Origin of the sequence: Pectobacterium aroidearum, assembly GCF_041228105.1 — a bacterium.
Classification (GTDB): Bacteria; Pseudomonadota; Gammaproteobacteria; order Enterobacterales; family Enterobacteriaceae; genus Pectobacterium; species Pectobacterium aroidearum.
Genome location: NZ_CP166097.1, coordinates 2109727 through 2127654, shown reverse-complemented (window position 1 = coordinate 2127654; position 17928 = coordinate 2109727). Strand labels below are relative to the sequence as shown.

Here is a 17928-nt window from a genome sequence, read left to right as displayed (position 1 = left end):
AACTAGTGTGGCTTGACTAACAGCCCCCGTAGTAGCAATTCCAGCGCGGCAACGCCTTGTGCCAGCCGCGCATTACCATCCTCTCCGTCCGCAATCCAGAATGCCGCTTCGGCCAGACTGCCATAGATTAAGAATGCCAGCGCCTGTGGATCGGCTTCAGCCACTACACCTTGCCGGATAAGGTTATCGATCAGCCGCTGCATCGACTCAACGCAATGGCGCTGTGAATCCGGTGAGGCACCACCCAACACGGCACGGGCATCGCGCAGCACAATCCGCTGAATCTCCGGTTCCAGCGCCATTTCCAGATAGGCACGGCAACGACGGCGAAAGCCGTCCCAGGCATCCTCGGCAGTGTCGGAGATGACTTGCAGTCGTTCGTCCATCTCGGCATCGATCTGTTCCACCACTGCCGCCAGCAACCCCTTTTTATCACCAAAGTGGTGATAAAGCGCCCCACGGGTCAGGCTCGCCTGCGCGGTAAGATCGTCCATTGAGGTATCCGCATAACCGCGTTCGCTGAAGACCTTACGGGCGGTCGCCAGCAGCGTAGCACGGGTTTCTTCCATTTCAGCACGGGTACGACGAACCATCGACACTCCTTTACATACATACCGTATGATTATTTACATTCACTCCGTATGAATATATGCTTTTATTCATACGCCTTGTATGTATTGTCGCTGTGCCGCGATGTGGTGGCAAGCGGATTCACTTTGGAGAACAAGATGGTTAACCCATATCGCGAGCTTTTCTCTGCGCCCGGCACAAAAGGCTTTGCGCTGGCTGGCCTGTTGGCACGGATGCCGCTGCCCATGACAGGCATCGGCATTATCACCCTGTTGTCGCAACTGCACGGCAGCTATGCGCTGGCTGGCGCAGTCTCTGCCACCTTCGTCCTGACCTACGCACTGCTGTCACCGCAGATCTCCCGTCTGGTCGATCGTTACGGGCAAAGCCGCGTGTTGCCCATCGCAACCGCCGTCAGCGCGATCGGCATGCTGCTTCTGCTTGCCTGTTCCTGGTTGCAGGCACCGGAGTGGACCTTATTCATCGGTGCCTTACTGGCCGGTTTCATGCCCAGTCTATCGGCGATGGTGCGCGCACGCTGGACGGCGATCTATCGGGGAGATCCCCGCCTGCAAACCGCTTACTCGCTGGAAGCCGTGCTCGATGAAGTCACCTTTATCGCCGGGCCACCGCTAGCTGTCGGGCTGTCCGTCGCCGTGTTTCCACAGGCTGGCCCGCTGGCAGCAGCGCTCTTGCTGGCTATCGGCGTGTTTGCGCTGGTGACACAACGCAGCACCGAGCCACCTGTGGCAGCAATGAGTACCAGCACCGATCGTTCCGGTTCGGTGTTCAAACAGGCCAACATACGCCTGCTGACGCTGTTGATGGTCGCGATGGGTATCATCGTGGGCACCGTAGATATCGTCAGCGTCGCCTTCGCCGCGCAGCGTGGTCAGCCAGTGGCGGCCAGTCTGGTCTTGTCAGCGTATGCCGTAGGTTCCTGTCTGGCCGGACTGCTGTTCGGCGCTCTCAAGCTGCGAACCGCACTACACCGCCTGTTGTTGCTGGGCGGTTTGGCTACGGCAATCACCACGCTCCCTCTGCTATTCGTTGGCAGCATTCCCGCACTGGCAATGGCCGTCCTGATCGCCGGGCTATTCTTCGCCCCGACCATGATCGTGGCGATGTCGCTGGTCGAGCGTCTGGTGCCCGAGCACCGTCTAACCGAAGGCATGACCTGGCTGCTGGCAGGGCTAAATATCGGCGTGGCGCTAGGCGCAGCGGTATCAGGTCACGTTGTTGATAACGGAGGCGCGCGGGCTGGGTTCACCGTGGCACTGTGCGCTGGCGCGTTGGTGCTGCTGGTCGCGCTGTGGGGCTATCTGCGTCTGCGGGCAAACGCCGCCTCTCTTGCCAATGCCGCCTGACGGTGACATGACGCTCTTCTCCCCGATTAAGGACTGAACTATGAATACGTCTTCATCTATCCCGATGAACAGGGCTGCACAGCATCTCTGGCTGGCCGTCGCCGCCGTCGGCCTTGCAACCTTCTCTGTAGTCACGACGGAAATGCTTCCAGTCGGCCTGCTGAACCCGATTGCCGATACGTTGCATACCTCTACCGGAACTGCAGGCTTAATGATCTCCCTGCCCGCCCTGCTGGCTGCACTGTTTGCCCCGCTGGTGGTGATCGTGTCCGGCGGCATAGATAGACGCCGAATTCTGTGTGGGCTGCTGACGCTGCTGGTCATCGCCAACATCGCCTCGGCACTGGCACCGAATATAGGTTGGATGCTGGCTGCGCGCGTGCTGGTAGGTTTTTGCATGGGTGGCATCTGGGCGATTGCCGGCGGTCTGGCTGCCCGACTTGTTCCCGAGCACGCCATCGGACTGGCAACATCGATTATCTTTGGCGGCGTCGCAGCGGCTTCCGTACTGGGTGTACCGTTCGGCGCACTGATCGGCGATGTCGTCGGGTGGCGCTGGGCTTTCGGCGGCATGGCTATGTTTAGCGGGCTGGTACTAATGCTCCACCTCGCGGTCATACCTGCGTTGCCCGTTGCCCATTCAGTCACCGTACATCAGTTCGGCAAACAGCTGACCAACCGTAAGTTGCAAGTCGGATTGATTCTGACGCTGCTACTGGTCGCCGGACACTTCATGGCCTTTACCTTCGTGCGCCCGCTTCTGCTCTCGGTATCAGGATTCGAGGTGCGATGGATTGGCGCACTGCTGTTCGCTTATGGCATTGCAGGCATCGTCGGCAATTTTCTGGCGGGACTCATCGCGGCAAAGCGCACGGCACTAGCCTTGATGGCGATCGCACTGGGGCTGCTGTTGACCCCGATATTGTTCCTGACCATCGGTGCCTCACACATCGGTGGCGGCGTGACGCTGCTAGCCTGGGGGCTGGCCTACGGCGGCGTGTCCGTCGGGTTGATGACATGGATGATGAAGGCGGCACCCCACGACGTAGAAATTGCCGCCGCACTGTATGTTGGCGTTTTCAATATTGGCATCGCACTCGGGTCATGGACTGGTGGCCAAGTCGTAGATAGCTCAGGGCTAATCACAACGCTTTGGCTCGCAGGTGGATGTGCCGTTGTCGCCTTGCTGTTATCCCTGAGCATGACGCGGATCGAAAACAACAAAATAGGATAATGAAAAAAACCGCGAGCACCTTATTCAGGTGTCTCGCGGTTTTTAGAGATGGTGTCAGCGCAAAAACGTAGACGTAGGGTAAATCAACTCTGCTGATTCAGAATCAACTGACCGTTCCTGTCCACTGGAATTTGTGTGCCAGGATCGCGATCCATGCGGATTTTACCCTGCTGGTCGCCGATTTTATAGGTGACATCATAACCCAAAACTTTTTGTGATTTGTCGTACACCGTCTGACAACGCTGCTGCTGTGTCGTGTACGTATCATTTTCCTGCATACCGCTTTGTACGCGGTTACCGGCATAACCGCCCGCCAGTGCACCCGCTACCGTCGCGATATCTTTACCGCGTCCGCCACCAATCTGGTGCCCCAGCACACCACCCGCGACAGCACCCAGCACCGAGCCAGCAATCTGGTTTTCATCCTGTACCGGACGACGATGCGTCACGTTTACGTTACGGCACTCCTGACGAGGCGTTTTGACCGTCTCTTTAATCGGTGTTGCCGTTAGCACCTGTGCAAACTGAGGTTTAGAGGAGAACACGTCCATACTCGCCACCGCCGCCACACCCAATGCAGCAGCCACACCAATACCTACACCCGCTAACATTGATTTGTTCACAGGATACCTCCCGAATCTATTCTCACGCATTCCCCATCTGCAACCCCGTCGTAAGATTTGCTTTACGCCAGCTCGCGTTTAACGCGATGAGTCCGATGGTTCCTTCTGAATATCAGCATTCAGAATTTTCGACGTGCGTGCTACGCCATCTGTAAACAGTGGAAAGTCTGCACAATGTTTCACACTCTCGCAATAAGACTAATTAACCAAAAGTGTCAGATTCGTAACATAAAAGCGTCATTTGGGAATTATCTTAACTGGAATTGCTAATAGGACGATATTTTATACTGTTATTTCAGGGGCTCAGTAACACGGCGAATAGAGGTACGGCTAAGGGACAAAGTCTTGTGAACGTACTGATAGGGGGGCACGTTTTTTCGAGAGAACCAAAGCAGGCAGATGAGAAAAACAATACGGGCGCAAACTCACGTTCACGCCCGTATCAGAAGGATGTCAGCCGTTGTGGATTAATGCAATTTGAGGCGCGGGCGAATCACCCGGTTGATCCCACCGACCAGCATCATCAGACCCGTTTTCACATAGCCATGCAGAGCAACCTGGTGCATACGATACAGGGAGATGTAAACGAAACGCGCAATCCGCCCTTCTACCATCACCGATCCCCGCATCAGGTTCCCCATTAGGCTACCCACTGTACTGAATTTAGACAGCGAGACCAGAGAACCGTGATCTTTATAGACGTATGGTTTCAGCGTCTGTCCGTTCAGCAACGCAATGATGTTACTGTGGCAGCGAGACGCCATCTGGTGAGCCGCTTGCGCGCGTGGTGGCACGAAACCACCGCCTTCCTGCGGGCAGGAGGCACAGTCGCCGATAGCGAAAATGTTGGGATCCCGCGTCGTCTGTAGCGTCGGTTCAACCACCAGTTGGTTAATCCGGTTTGTTTCCAGACCTGCAATCTCTTTCATCGCATCCGGAGCTTTAATCCCTGCTGCCCACACCATCAGGTCGGCTTCAATAAATTCACCGTCCTTCGTATTCAGGCCGCCGCTTTCCGCGCTGGTCACCATGGTTTTTGTCAGCACACGGACGCCAATATTGTTCAGTTCCTGATGTGCTGCCGCGGAAATACGCGGCGGCAGCGCGGGTAAAATACGCTCACCCGCTTCCACCAGCGTGACGTTCAGCGTTTGGTTATCCAGCCCGTCAAAACCGTAACTGTGCAGCTGTTTCACCGCGTTATGCAGTTCCGCAGACAGTTCAACCCCCGTCGCACCGCCGCCCACAATCGCGATATTCACCCGCTCTTTTTCATCCTGATTCGCCGTGAATTTCAGGAACAAATTCAGCATTTCATTATGGAAACGACGGGCCTGTTTCGGGTTATCCAGGAAAATACAGTGATCTTTCACGCCCGGCGTACCGAAGTCATTCGAGGCACTGCCTAACGCCACCACCAAAATGTCATACGGGATACGACGCGCCGCAACCAGAACGTCGCCTTGTTCGTCACACACTTCGGCCAGTTGGATCTGCTGCTGCTCACGGTCAATATCCGTCAGCATGCCCAGTTGGAATTGGAAATAGTGGTTACGGGCGTGCGCCAGATAGCTTAGCGCATCCATGTCGTCGTCCAGCGAGCCGGTTGCTACTTCATGCAGCAGCGGTTTCCACAGGTGGCTATGGTTACGATCCACCAGCGTGATCTCTGCTTTTTTCTTGCGTCCTAACTTGTGGCCCAAACTTGTAGCAAGTTCAAGTCCGCCAGCTCCCCCGCCGACAATGACAATTTTTTTGGTTGGTGATGTCAAAATGACCCCCTAAAATGTGAACCAATGGTTAATAAAGAGTAAAAAATAATATCCTTATATAACATAGGGTTCGCGTAAGTTAAGCCTGATATCTGCAGCAAGAATAGCACGCTAGGTTATTTGGTCATACCAAAATTGATATATATCAATTTATTTTGTCACCCAGGTTTTTACCGAAAAAATTCCATCTTTATTTCAGTGAATTAGCGGAAGTCGGTGTGAAGAAAAAATGCTGAATCGTGTGCAAATGCCTCACGGCACGCACTAAGAAAAGTAAATAAATCGCGTTATTCCTCCCGAACGCTCCCAAACGAGGGCATCAGAAGGAATGACGAGCAGCGATTAACACATCATCGCTAAAGCGGCTTAACCCAGCGTTTTGAAGGCTTTGATCCGCTGCAAATGGGGGGAGATGCTTTTGAATTTATGCGTCTGAATGTCGTCCCAGACAATCTCGTAATACGCTCCCAACATCTGCGCGCTGCGCTGGCTGTCGAGCATTTCATCATGGCGGGAGAGCATCACCATGCAGCGATCGCGATTCTTTTCACGAAAATTCGCCACGCACTTGGTGGCGATATCTACATACTCTTCCGGGCGATCAATTTTCCCGCCCATGTTTTCCTGCGGGAACAGGTTAGGATTGACGATGACTTGCCGTATGTCACACAGGAAACCGACCCGTTCTGCCCAGAAACCACCCAATCCCACGCCGCAGATCAGCGGACGATCGTCGTCAGAATGCTGAATCATCTTATCCACCTGCTTTAGCAGATGTTGCATGTCATGACGCGGATGCAGCGTGCTGTAGCTAATCAGCCGTACATCTTCATCAATAAACTGAAGCTGTAGGACCTTTTCATGGTTACCGGGACTGGTTGAGTCAAAACCGTGTAAATAGATAATCATCTTTCATCCTCACCACTGACTGGGTTGCCTATTTCTCGCCATTTTTATACCCGTCATACTTCAAGCTGCTTGTGCGTTGGCTTCCCTTACTCACCCCAGTCACTTACCTAAGTAAGCTCCTGGGGATTCGCGCAGTTGCCGCCTTCACGCAACTCGAATTATTTAGTGTATATGCGCCTGCCAGCGCTCGCTGAGTGATGTGAGCGCTTGATTAGCCAGCTTCCAGCGCGGCGAATCCAGCAGTTCCCGACGAGAAAACGAACCCTGATGATATAAGCGCGTCAGTTGCTCCGCTTTGACCGGGGACAGGTTATCCAGCACGCTGACCGCACCTTCCCGATGATTACAGACCAGAATCATGTCACATCCCGCCTGCAATGCCGCCTGCGCCCGCTCGGGGTAACTGCCCATCACCGCCGCACCTTCCATCGAGAGATCGTCGGAGAAAATAATGCCATCAAAACCCAGTTCTTCACGCAACACCGTTTTGAGCCAATAGGGCGACCCACTTGCCGGACACGGATCGGCCTCCGTATAAATCACATGGGCAGGCATGATCGCATCCAACTCTTGACGCTGGATCAGCGCTTTAAAAATCAGCATGTCGTGTGCGCGAATCTCCGCAAGCGGACGCGGATCGCGCGGCGTTTCTTTATGTGAATCGGCACTGACCGCACCGTGACCGGGGAAGTGCTTACCTGTCACCTTCATTCCCGCACTGTGCATGCCGCGAATAAAGCTCTGTGCCACCGCCAAAGCGGTCTCTGGATTAGCATGAAATGAGCGCTCGCCAATCGCCGCGCTTTGGTGACCGATATCCAGCACCGGCGCAAAGCTAATGTCGATATCCATCGAGATCATTTCTGCAGCCATCAGCCAGCCGCCCTCTTCCGCCAGACGCAAAGCTTCTGGTTCGCTATTTAACGCCGCGAAGGCCTGTGCGGCAGGCAGGCGAGTAAATCCATCACGAAAACGCTGAACGCGCCCGCCTTCCTGATCGACGGAAACTACAAGACGTTCACGCGACGCCGCGCGGATTTGGCGCACCAGTTCACGCAGCTGCGCCGCATCATGAAAATTGCGGGTAAACAGAATAACGCCGCCAACCAGCGGGTGTTCCAACACTTCACGATCTTCCGCATCCAGCTCATAGCTGGCGACATCTAACATTACCGGACCCACAAAAACCTCATTCTTTAAAGTGTACTGCTGAGTAAAATGACCACGACAACAAAAGCTATACCATCAGTCTGGCTGTAGCCGATGACCCAATTGTAGCCGATGATAGAGCGCGGGAATGTCCGCTAAAAATTCGGGGTTCTTCGTTTGCTGCCAGCGTATCTCGAACCACATCAATACCAGATAATCGACCCAAGGGAACCACTGCCTCATCTGTTGCTGAAGGCGGTTCACGGAAAACCCTCGCCGATGCCTCTGGTAGCTCTGCAGAAAATACCTTTGCGCCATACTGTCCATCTGGCTGGCTCGCACAATGAACGCCAGTTCAAAGGCAATATCGCCATCTGAGGCATATTCCCAGTCAATCAGCATCGTTCCTTGTGGCGTGATTAGCAGGTTTTCAGCATGCACATCCAGATGGAGAGGCGCCAGCGCCAAAGGCGTGGGCAATGGCGCTCGCTGAAAATAATGATGGGCGCGCAGTAGCGCGGGCGAACGACGGTGCGGATCCATCAGTTGCCAGTGTTGAGCGAATAGCATTTTGATATCGAGAGGATGGCCGCTACGCGGCAGGCGATGAAGCCGAGACAAGACACGCGCCACTTCGCCATTAGCCAGCATCATCAGGAACTCATCAGATGTGGCAATGCGCCCTGGCACCCACTCGACAATCAGCCAGTCGTCGCGCCACAGCAGCGGCCGTGGCGCAAGTCCTATCGCGGACATCTGCCGCAGCAGGGAGAACTCTCGCTGGCGATCGACGCCCATCTTCCGCTCGGTTGGCGACTGTCGACGGGCAAGCCATTCGATACCCGGGCCACGAATGCGCCAGCTTTTACTACTTAGCCCACCAACCAACTCAAAGCGAATATCCGCTATCTCTACAGCGGGGAAATGCTTCTGGATCGCCGCCGTCAGCTGTTGCTGGATACCTGCCTGCTTAATGCTGAACGGCGCCATTGCCTGACCATACAATTTCACCGGTCTGCACCAGCATCAGTTGCATGTCGATCTGTGGCGATTTCACATCGCCGCTGACGTCGCTATACAGCACATACTGTGCGCTGACATAACGCGCCAGGCCAATCGCCTTGCTGCGCGACCCTAAACTGTCATCAACCGACAGACCCAGCGTTTGTTTCGCGGCGGCCAACTGCTCACGCGGCACCAGCGTAAACGCCTTGCCCGAAGATAACGCGCTGTACAGCGCACCTGTCGCTTTCGCAATCGGCAATGAACCGTTAGTGTTGTTTTTCACACTATCCACCAGCAGGATGCTGCCCGGTGTGACGCCATCGGCTTGTAGCATCTGCGCCACCAGCGGATTAATGCTGGCTTCCCAGTTCAACGTCTGGATTTTCGGCGGTTGCGGTACAGATTCACCCGGCGGTAGCGTTGGCGTGGTTGGCACTTGAGGCTCAACGGGCTCAATCGTCGCTGGCGGCTCAGTCGGTTCCGGTGGGCGGCTGGGGCACCCTGTCAGTACCAATGCCGCCAGTATCACACCTAGATACTTTTTCATATTTTCTCTCTCTGCACACCATTACAAAAACAGATGAAGGCGAACCTGGCGCGCAGTGGGACTACTGCGCGTTGAAAACACCGTCATTTCCGTCTGTGGCGGGAGTTCAATGGACTGCACGTCTTCGAACGGCAGCACATCCAGCCCATTTTCATCATACCAATAGAAACGGTAATGTACGGTCACCGCCTGTGAGGCGTCGTTGCTGACAACGGAAGAAGCACGCAGCCGACCCTTTTCTGAATCCAGCGACGGATTCCCTGCCGTAATGCCCGCCGACAGCACGGGGGCATCCAATACCAGCGTTTGCCGTTCATTGATGGTCAGCACCTTTGGCGCGCTACAGCCCGCCAGCAGTCCGGCGATCAAACACGCGGATAGAAAAAGCATCGGGTTACGCATGATGTTCTCGCATGATGGTTTTCTCGCACGATAGTCTACCCATGACCATCGAACCTGGTTCTATAGGATCTAGTGCTATAAGATCTAGTTTGCCAGCAAAGGCCCTAATGCGCGGCCACCAAGCAGATGCATGTGGATGTGGTAAACTTCCTGCCCGCCGTGTCGGTTGCAGTTAATTATCAGACGATAGCCGTCCTCGGCAATACCTTCCTGCTGCGCAATTTTGCCCGCAACCGTCACCATCCGTCCCAGTGCCGCTTCATGCTCCGGCGCCGTATCGTTAACGGTAGGGATCAAGACATTCGGAATAATCAGGATGTGAGTGGGTGTGCGAGGAGCAATGTCACGGAAGGCGGTGACCAGTTCATCTTGATACACGATATCGGCAGGGATTTCCCGGCGGATGATTTTACTAAAGATGGTTTCTTCAGCCATGATTGATTTCCTTGTTAAAGCTGGCATTGAACGACGTCATGTAGGCAGTATGAGTGACATATTCCATTTCTTTCAACCTTCTTCGTCTATTTCTGGTGCGGGTGGTCAAAATACGACTCCCAGTAAAAACCAGAAATACGCCCGCCTTCTCCCGAAAACAGCGACACTATCGCCCCTGCGATCAGGATTTCGCATCATCCATCGAAAATTCGTGTGTGCGCCTTCCCATCAACCGAATGACCGCTGCGTTCTCACCAGCATCAGCAACAGGATGCAGACCAGCAGCGCAGCAATCAGGTTGTAGAGCATTCCCGCCACAAAGGCTGAAACGTATTGACCCGCTTGTGCAACTGCGTCATCGCCTGTCGCCAGTGCAGTACCAAACAGGATGCCCACCACGGCCACACCCAACGCCGCCCCAACCTGCTGAACCGTCGAGATCACGCCCGATGCCATACCCGCCTGAGCCTCATCCACAAATCCCAACACCAGATTTAACAGCGGCGTCATGATGAAGCCCTGACCTGCCCCTACCACCACCAACACAGGGATCAGCCGAACGGCCACCAGATCGGCCCCCGCTAGCTGCACCTGCATAATCAACAGGCCGATCGAGACAGCATAAACCAGCGCCCCCACGACGATAGTAACCGTGCCCCAGCGAGCAACCAGACGAGGTGCAGCCAGCGATGCCAGAACGAAACCCACGCTGCACGGCGCGAAAATACTTCCGGCAAGGAAAGGATCAAGTCCCAGCCCTGTTTGCACCAGCAAAGCAAAACACAGGAAAAATGAGCTGGATGTGGAATACACCAGCAGCACCAGCGACACACCCAGCAGGAAACGGCGCTGTACGAGCAGACGCATATCCACCAGCGGAAGATGCCCCGCTCGCTGTCGACGTTCCTGCTGACGGTAAAACATCGCTAACAAGAGCGTTGCTGTGGTCAACATCCACAGGCTCCATTCTGGCCACCCTTGTCCCGGCCCTTCAATCAGCGGCACCAGCAGCAGCGTCAGCCCAACGCTGATCAACGCCACACCCATCCAGTCCAGCGAAGGGCGCTGCGGCGTCCGAGACTCAGGGATAAATCGTGCCGCGGCGATAGCAAGCAGGCCAATCGGTACATTGATAAGAAAGATACTGCGCCAGCCCAACCCAAACAGATTGGCATGCACCAGCCATCCTCCCAGTATCTGACCCGCGATAGCGGCGAGCCCTAGCGTCATGCCCAGCAGACCGAAGGCACGGCGGCTATCGTCACCGTCGAAATTGACGCGGATAGAGGCATAAACCTGTGGAAACAGTAAAGCGGCCGCCAGTCCCTGTAAGATGCGAGCACCGATCAGAAACCCCGCACTGGGCGCTAGACCACACAGCGCAGAGGCAAGCGTAAACCCGGCCATGCCCACCACAAACAGGCTGCGTCGACCAAATACATCCCCCAGCCGCCCACCCGTAATCAGCAGTACGCCGAAAGCCAGTTCATAACCCGCTACGATGAAACCGATTTGCGCGAAGCTAGCACCCAGATCGGCCTGCATGCTGGGAATAGCGACATTGACCACGAACAGATCGAAGATCGTGACAAAACCGGCCATCAGCAGCACAGAGAGGCCAAGCCACGGCGGGCTGTTGACGGCTGGCGCAGGCAATGCCGACGCGCGATAATTTGAGTTCATCTTGTGTCTCCTTGCATATCGAGAAGTTGCGTATCGAAAATAATGACGCCGCCATTCTCAAATCCTTTTTAAACAATTACAATTTAACCACTTATGCTATTACTAAAAGCAATGCGGTAAACGATGCGAACATTGGAAAGAACTCGCCATGATCTGGCTGCATTTTTGCGCGCGCGCCGTGAACGGGTGTCACCCGCCGACGTGGGCTTGCCTAGCGGAGGAAGACGGCGCACGCCGGGGTTAAGACGCGAAGAAGTGGCGGCATTGGCTGGCGTTGGCCTGACGTGGTACACCTGGCTCGAACAGGGACGCGATATCGGTGTGTCGGCAGCATTTCTGGACAGCCTGGCACGGGTGCTAAAACTCGATGCCGCTGAACGTCGCCATCTGTTCCTGCTGGCGCATGAGCGACCACCGGCCGAACCGGGTAAGACGTGGTGCGTCGTGCCACCGCTGGTACGGCGTCTAATGCACGATCTGGCTCCGCATCCGGCCTATATCCTCAACCTGCGCTGGGATGTGTTGACCTTCAATGAACCGGCAAATCAGCTTTTCAGCTTCGATGCCCATCCTTCCGAAAGACGTAATCTGCTCTGGCTCTTGTTCACCAACCCGTTACTGCATGAGCGATTCATCGGCTGGGAGCAACAGGCTCCGCAGATGCTGTCGAGTTTTCGCCGCGATTTCGCACGTGCGACGCAGGAAGCAGACATTCATGAACTGATGGACGAGCTGGAGCGGGTATCGCCAGATTTCAAAACGTGGTGGCGGCAGCATGAGGTACACGCCCCATGTAGCGGCGTGCGGCAACTGATGATCGACGGCAAGGCTGAAGTTTTCGAACATACTTCGCTAACCATCGATGAGGATCGCCATCTACGTCTGGTGGTTTACGCCCGTCAGTCTCAGGAAGAGGAATAAGACGGTTCTGACCATAAAAAAGGGGCTTTCGCCCCTTTTTATCACTCCCCAACAACGCATCAGTGGTTACGGATGTAGTCGTCCATATCGGTTTTCAGGTTATCGGATTTGGTACCGAAAATGGCCTGAACACCGGAACCTGCCACAACCACACCTGCTGCGCCCAGTTTTTTCAGGCCAGCCTGATCAACTTTAGCCACATCGCCTACGCTAACGCGCAGACGGGTGATGCACGCATCCAGGTTAGTGATGTTTTCTTTACCACCAAACGCGCTAACCAGTGCGGCAGCCATTTCAGTGCTGTCCTGTGACGCTTGCTCAGAAGAGCTATCTTCACGGCCTGGCGTTTTCAGGTTCAGTTTCGCAATCAGAACGCGGAAGATGGTGTAGTAAATCAGCGCATAGCACAGACCCACAATCGGGAACAGCCACAGGTTGCTACCGTTACCGCTCAGTACCACGAAGTCGATCAGACCGTGAGAGAAGCTAGTCCCATCACGCATACCCAGCAGGATACAGATTGGGAACGCCAGACCCGCCAGAATCGCATGGATCACATACAGGATTGGCGCAACAAACATGAATGAGAACTCAATTGGCTCAGTGATACCCGTCAGGAACGAGGTCAGCGCCGCAGAGATCATGATACCGCCCACTTTCGCGCGGTTTTCTGGCTTAGCAGAGTGCCAGATAGCGATAGCTGCAGCCGGCAAACCGTACATTTTAAACAGGAAACCACCAGACAATTTACCCGCAGTCGGGTCACCAGCGATGTAACGTGGGATATCACCGTGGAAAACCTGTCCCGCGGCATTGGTGAATTCACCAACCTGCATTTGGAAAGGTACGTTCCAGATATGGTGCAGACCAAACGGCACCAGAGAACGTTCAACGACCCCATAGATACCGAATGCCAACATCGGGTTCTCATTCGCAGCCCAATGTGAAAACGTTTGGATAGCGCTACCGACCGGTGGCCATATGAAAGACAACACCGCACCAGTAACGATCGCCGTCAGGCCGGAAATAATCGGCACAAAACGTTTACCGGCAAAGAAACCCAGATACTCAGGCAGTTGAATGCGGTAGAAGCGATTAAACATATACGCGGCAATCGCACCGGCAATGATCCCGCCCAGAACACCGGTATCCGCCAGGTGCTTCGCAGTAATCTCGGCAGCCGGTAGATTAAGAACCAGCGGTGCAATCGCAGCCATGGTTTTTACCATGATGCCATAAGCTACCACCGCCGCCAGTGCGGAAACACCGTCGTTATTGGTGAAGCCCAGGGCAACACCAATAGCAAAAATCAGCGGCATGTTGGCAAACACCGAGTCACCGGCCTGCGCCATGACGCTGGAGACAATTCCAGGCAACCAGCTAAAATTGGCCGAACCGACACCCAGCAGAATACCTGCGATAGGGAGTACGGATACGGGCAGCATTAGCGACTTACCTACTTTTTGCAGGTTTGCGAATGCATTCTTGAACATAATTGAGTGTGCTCCTGAGTAATAGTGCTTTTACTTCTGATACTTCATATAAGCAAAGACGGGGAGGATGGCCTTTGCGAGTTGGGGTGTCTTAGCCCCCTTTAATTTTTACGCAGAGTAAAATAAATAGCGGTCACAATGTTTGATTGCTATCACGTTTCCACAAGCCAACAGGCTGAGTTCGAACAGATATTGCACTTTTCTGTGATATATCGCTAAAAAACACGTCCCCCTGAAGAGGAAAAACCTAATCAGAGGGATTATGCAGTGCTATTAATTACACGGGTAAAAAAAACTCGGCTATTCTCAGCCACTATTGCGCAGCGGTCAACCGAGTCGGATCGATGTGAAACAGGCGGGAGAAGTTTTCTGTCGTGGCGGCAGCGAGGGTTTCCAGCGATGTGCCTTTCACTACGGCAAGATATTCCGCAACATCACGTACATACGCAGGTTGGTTTTCCTGACCACGGAATGGAACCGGCGCTAACCAAGGGGAATCCGTCTCAATCAGCATCCGATCCAGCGGCACGTAACGCGCGACATCACGCAATTCCTCGGCATTACGGAACGTCACGATGCCAGAAAACGAGATATAAAACCCCATATCCAGCAAAGACTTTGCCGTCGCCAAATCTTCCGTAAAACAGTGCAGCACGCCGCTGCATTTCTCCGCGTGTTCGTCACGCAGAATAGCCAGCGTATCTTCACGGGCGGCACGCGTATGCACGATGACCGGTTTGTTCAAGTCATTGCCAATACGAATATGTTCGCGAAACGATTCTTGCTGTTGGGTTTTCGTCTCCTGCTGGTAGAAATAGTCCAGCCCCGTTTCCCCCATCGCCACCACGCGACTGGCGCTGGCTAGCTCGCGCAGCTCGGCATAATCATAAGGGGCTTCCTGATTTAGCGGATGAACGCCGCAGGAAAACGCCACATTATCGCGCTCGCCGATTAACTCTACCATGGCACGGTAACCGGGCAGCGTAGTTGCCACGGCCAACAGGAAGCCGACATCGCGACGTTTCGCTTTCTCCAGAACATCGGAGACATCTTTATGCAATGACTGATAATCCAGACCGTCAAGGTGACAGTGGGAATCCACTAACAACATGATATTTACTCGATAATAATTAAACAGAAAAAGGATGGCTGTCGCGCTTAACCGACGAAGCAAACGTACGTTCCCCATCAAGCAGGCGTTCTGTCAGCAGCAACTCACGATTTACGCCCGTAACGGTTAGCAATTTTTGCCGACAAACCAGCCACTGTTGCAGCTCATACTGCAAATGCACGGAGGGTTCACGCGCCAGACGCTCAACCAGTTCGATCTGATCCTGATTCACCAAATGCTCGCTCGCCCCCCGCTGCCATTTCATGGCATCCAACAGTAGCACGGTCAACCAGTGAATGCGGGTATCTGCATCGTCATGATTCAGTTGCGGAATCAACGAGAGCTGATCCCGTGAAGTCAGCGCGGCAGAAAATGCCTGACACAGCCCGCTACGCTGCTTCCACTGCTCTGGTTGCAATAACGCTTCGGCGGCTAATGGCGCGCCCGATTGCAGTCTCAATGCCGTGCGCAACGCCTTACCGTCATGGCGATGGCGGGCATTCAGCCACAGCACGCTTTGCGTCTCAGTCGGGACATCCAGATAGTGATACAGACAACGGCTGCGCAACGTTGCCAGCAGCCTGGCCGGTTCGCGGCAGCCAAATAAAAAGAAGGTATTCTGTGGCGGTTCTTCCAGCGTTTTTAGTAGCGCATTCGCGGCCGCTTCTGTCAGTTGCTCTGCGGCAGACAGCCAGATCACTTTTGCTCCGCCTTGTCGGGCGTGTTGATACACTTTTTCCACGACGTCACGCACCGGATCGACACCCAAACTCTGCTTGCCTTTCTCAGGACTCAGCACATGCCAGTCTGGATGCGTTCCCGCTGTCATCAGGTTGCAGGAGTGACAGTGGCCGCAGCTTTTCATGCCATCAGGCCGCTGGCAGATCAGCCAGCGACTCAGTGCATAAATCAGCGATTCATCGCCCATACCCGGCAGCGCATGCAATAACACCGCATGATGACCCCTGCCCGCCTGATACTGACCGATGAGCTGCCGATAGGATGCATTCAGCCACGGATACCACTCCATCAGCGCGGCTCCTGCGCGACAGGTTGCAACCCTTGTTGCTGCAACCACTGCTGTAGCGCTGCCTGAATATCCGCACTAACGGCATCAATCGATTGTGAAGCATCGATCGTCAGGATGCTGTCATCCTCCGCTGCCAACTCCTGATAACGGGAGCGAGTGCGTTCAAAGAAAGCCAGCGATTCCTGCTCAATCCGATCCAGTTCGCCGCGCGCGCGCGCGCGCTGCAAACCAATAGCTGGCGGCAAATCCAGATAGAGCGTCAGGTCAGGGCGAAAATCGCCCAGCACGGTATCGCGCAGTGAACGCAGCAGTTGCTGATCGATCCCACGTCCACCGCCCTGATAAGCCTGTGAAGAAAGATCGTGACGATCGCCGATAACCCATTGTCCGTCAGCCAGAGCGGGTTTGATTACATTATCCACCAGTTGAACTCTGGCGGCGTACAGCATTAGGACTTCCGCTTTATCGGTGACCTTCTCATCGGTCATACCTTGCTTGATAAGCTCACGTAGCTTCTCTGCCAGCGGCGTGCCACCGGGTTCTCGCGTGAAAACCACCTCTTTCACGCCATGCAACCGCAGCGTTTCCACCACGATATGACGCGCGGTGGTCTTCCCTGCGCCTTCCAACCCTTCAATGACGATAAATTTACTGTTCATCCCGTTCCTTTAACGCTGAGCGGTATACCCTCACAGCACGATTGTGGTCTGCAAGGTTAGTGGTAAAACTGTGTCCGCCTTTTCCATCTGCCACAAAATACAGGTACGACGTTTTGGCTGGGTGCGCTGCCGCATCTAATGAGGCTTTTCCCGGCATCGTGATTGGCGTCGGCGGCAAACCGGAAATAACATAGGTATTGTACGGCGTCGGTGTGTCTAATGCTTTACGGGTTATCACGCCTTTATAGTCATCGCCCATGCCATAAATCACCGTGGGGTCGGTTTGCAAGCGCATGCCGAGCCGTAACCGATTGATAAAAACGGAAGCAACCTGCGTACGTTCTTCATTGATCGCCGTTTCCTTTTCAATGATTGACGCCATCGTCAGCAACTCGTCTGGCGTTTTATACGGTAACCCTTCTTCACGCCCTTTCCATACTTCATCCACCGTTTTTTTCATACGCTGATGCGCACGCTGCAACAAAGTACTGTCGCTCGTACCCGCCGTGTAGGCGTAGGTATCAGGATAAAACCAGCCTTCCGGGTTTGCCTTATCTTTGATTTCCAACAGCACTGCGATGTCCTGTTCAGTTTTATCGGACAGTGTATGCTTAATATAGGGTGCCTGTTGCAACGTGGTTAGCCATTCTTTCAGGCGTGAACCCTCGACAAAACGGATGGAGAATTGTGCTTCCTTTCCGCTGGACAGTAATGCCAGCATCTCACGGACGGTCATTCCCGTAGTAAAGCGATACGTACCCGCTTTGAATTTAGCCAACTCAGGCTCAAGACGCAGCAGCCACGGAAAAAATACGCCATCCGTAATAATTTTCTGATCGAGCAGCAGCGTTTCCAGCCCTTCTCTTCCCGTACCGGCCGGAAGCGTAAAAATAGTTTCCTTTTCGATAGCCAGTGGAGAACCAGCAAAACGCTGCATTTTCTGCCACGCTACCAACAACATCAGCACAACGGCAGCGATAATCAGCAAACCAATTTTCTTTTTCTTCATAAATCAACC

General features: G+C 54.3%; 18 protein-coding genes. 3 read left to right on the top strand and 15 right to left on the bottom strand.

Annotated elements, in window-relative coordinates:
• Positions 1 to 2: 2 nt before the first annotated feature.
• A complete protein-coding gene (locus AB8809_RS09860; protein WP_349856089.1) occupies positions 3 to 593 on the bottom strand; it encodes a TetR family transcriptional regulator in 591 nt (196 codons plus the stop codon).
• A gap of 135 nt (positions 594 to 728) precedes the next feature.
• Between AB8809_RS09860 and AB8809_RS09855 the strand changes: the two genes are divergently transcribed.
• Both AB8809_RS09855 and AB8809_RS09850 read left to right on the top strand, forming a co-directional pair.
• Complete coding sequence (locus AB8809_RS09855; RefSeq protein WP_349856090.1) at positions 729 to 1937, top strand: MFS transporter; 1209 nt, start codon at positions 729 to 731, stop codon at positions 1935 to 1937.
• Between the two features lie 40 nt (positions 1938 to 1977).
• Positions 1978 to 3171, top strand: coding sequence for an MFS transporter (locus AB8809_RS09850; RefSeq protein ID WP_349856091.1), 1194 nt, complete (start codon positions 1978 to 1980; stop codon positions 3169 to 3171).
• Positions 3172 to 3254: 83 nt separating this feature from the next.
• Here AB8809_RS09850 and AB8809_RS09845 read toward each other — a convergent pair whose 3' ends face one another.
• From AB8809_RS09845 to AB8809_RS09805, 9 genes are all read right to left on the bottom strand, one after another.
• Positions 3255 to 3794 carry a glycine zipper 2TM domain-containing protein gene (locus AB8809_RS09845; protein WP_039505960.1) on the bottom strand — a complete coding sequence of 180 codons (540 nt, stop codon included), beginning with the start codon at positions 3792 to 3794 and terminating at the stop codon, positions 3255 to 3257.
• Positions 3795 to 4261: 467 nt separating this feature from the next.
• Positions 4262 to 5566: an NAD(P)/FAD-dependent oxidoreductase gene (locus AB8809_RS09840; RefSeq protein WP_180777881.1), complete on the bottom strand. Its 1305-nt coding sequence runs from the start codon at positions 5564 to 5566 to the stop codon at positions 4262 to 4264.
• Between the two features lie 366 nt (positions 5567 to 5932).
• Positions 5933 to 6475, bottom strand: a complete 543-nt coding sequence (gene ycfP / locus AB8809_RS09835; protein ID WP_015840698.1) for an alpha/beta hydrolase YcfP — start codon at positions 6473 to 6475, stop codon at positions 5933 to 5935.
• Between the two features lie 162 nt (positions 6476 to 6637).
• Positions 6638 to 7657 (bottom strand): beta-N-acetylhexosaminidase, encoded by a 1020-nt coding sequence (nagZ, locus tag AB8809_RS09830; protein ID WP_349856092.1) that lies wholly within the window; start codon positions 7655 to 7657, stop codon positions 6638 to 6640.
• 63 nt (positions 7658 to 7720) lie between these two features.
• On the bottom strand, positions 7721 to 8614 hold the full coding sequence (thiK, locus tag AB8809_RS09825) for a thiamine kinase (RefSeq protein WP_349856269.1): 894 nt from the start codon (positions 8612 to 8614) through the stop codon (positions 7721 to 7723).
• The gene (gene lpoB / locus AB8809_RS09820) at positions 8595 to 9176 is read right to left on the bottom strand and encodes a penicillin-binding protein activator LpoB (protein ID WP_015840701.1); all 582 of its coding nucleotides are present in this window, start codon (positions 9174 to 9176) and stop codon (positions 8595 to 8597) included. The genes thiK and lpoB overlap by 20 nt, the downstream gene beginning before the upstream one ends.
• Positions 9177 to 9197: 21 nt before the next feature.
• On the bottom strand, positions 9198 to 9578 hold the full coding sequence (locus AB8809_RS09815) for a YcfL family protein (protein ID WP_181828800.1): 381 nt from the start codon (positions 9576 to 9578) through the stop codon (positions 9198 to 9200).
• Between the two features lie 84 nt (positions 9579 to 9662).
• Positions 9663 to 10013, bottom strand: coding sequence for a purine nucleoside phosphoramidase (gene hinT, locus AB8809_RS09810; RefSeq protein ID WP_010276226.1), 351 nt, complete (start codon positions 10011 to 10013; stop codon positions 9663 to 9665).
• Positions 10014 to 10241: 228 nt separating this feature from the next.
• Entirely contained in the window at positions 10242 to 11696 is a 1455-nt protein-coding gene (locus AB8809_RS09805; protein WP_349856093.1) for an MFS transporter, read from the bottom strand.
• 123 nt (positions 11697 to 11819) lie between these two features.
• Here AB8809_RS09805 and AB8809_RS09800 point away from each other — a divergent pair, with 123 nt between their 5' ends.
• Positions 11820 to 12617, top strand: coding sequence for a helix-turn-helix transcriptional regulator (locus AB8809_RS09800; protein ID WP_349856094.1), 798 nt, complete (start codon positions 11820 to 11822; stop codon positions 12615 to 12617).
• Positions 12618 to 12676: 59 nt separating this feature from the next.
• Here the strand turns inward: AB8809_RS09800 and ptsG are convergent, their stop codons facing one another.
• From ptsG to mltG, 5 genes are all read right to left on the bottom strand, one after another.
• A complete protein-coding gene (gene ptsG, locus AB8809_RS09795; RefSeq protein ID WP_349856095.1) occupies positions 12677 to 14110 on the bottom strand; it encodes a PTS glucose transporter subunit IIBC in 1434 nt (477 codons plus the stop codon).
• 313 nt (positions 14111 to 14423) lie between these two features.
• Positions 14424 to 15221 carry a metal-dependent hydrolase gene (locus AB8809_RS09790; protein ID WP_015840706.1) on the bottom strand — a complete coding sequence of 266 codons (798 nt, stop codon included), beginning with the start codon at positions 15219 to 15221 and terminating at the stop codon, positions 14424 to 14426.
• Positions 15222 to 15240: 19 nt separating this feature from the next.
• Entirely contained in the window at positions 15241 to 16251 is a 1011-nt protein-coding gene (gene holB / locus AB8809_RS09785; protein WP_349856096.1) for a DNA polymerase III subunit delta', read from the bottom strand.
• Complete coding sequence (gene tmk / locus AB8809_RS09780) at positions 16251 to 16910, bottom strand: dTMP kinase (RefSeq protein ID WP_349856097.1); 660 nt, start codon at positions 16908 to 16910, stop codon at positions 16251 to 16253. Before tmk ends, holB begins: the two co-directional genes overlap by 1 nt.
• Positions 16900 to 17919, bottom strand: coding sequence for an endolytic transglycosylase MltG (gene mltG, locus AB8809_RS09775; protein WP_349856098.1), 1020 nt, complete (start codon positions 17917 to 17919; stop codon positions 16900 to 16902). Before mltG ends, tmk begins: the two co-directional genes overlap by 11 nt.
• Positions 17920 to 17928: the final 9 nt, after the last annotated feature.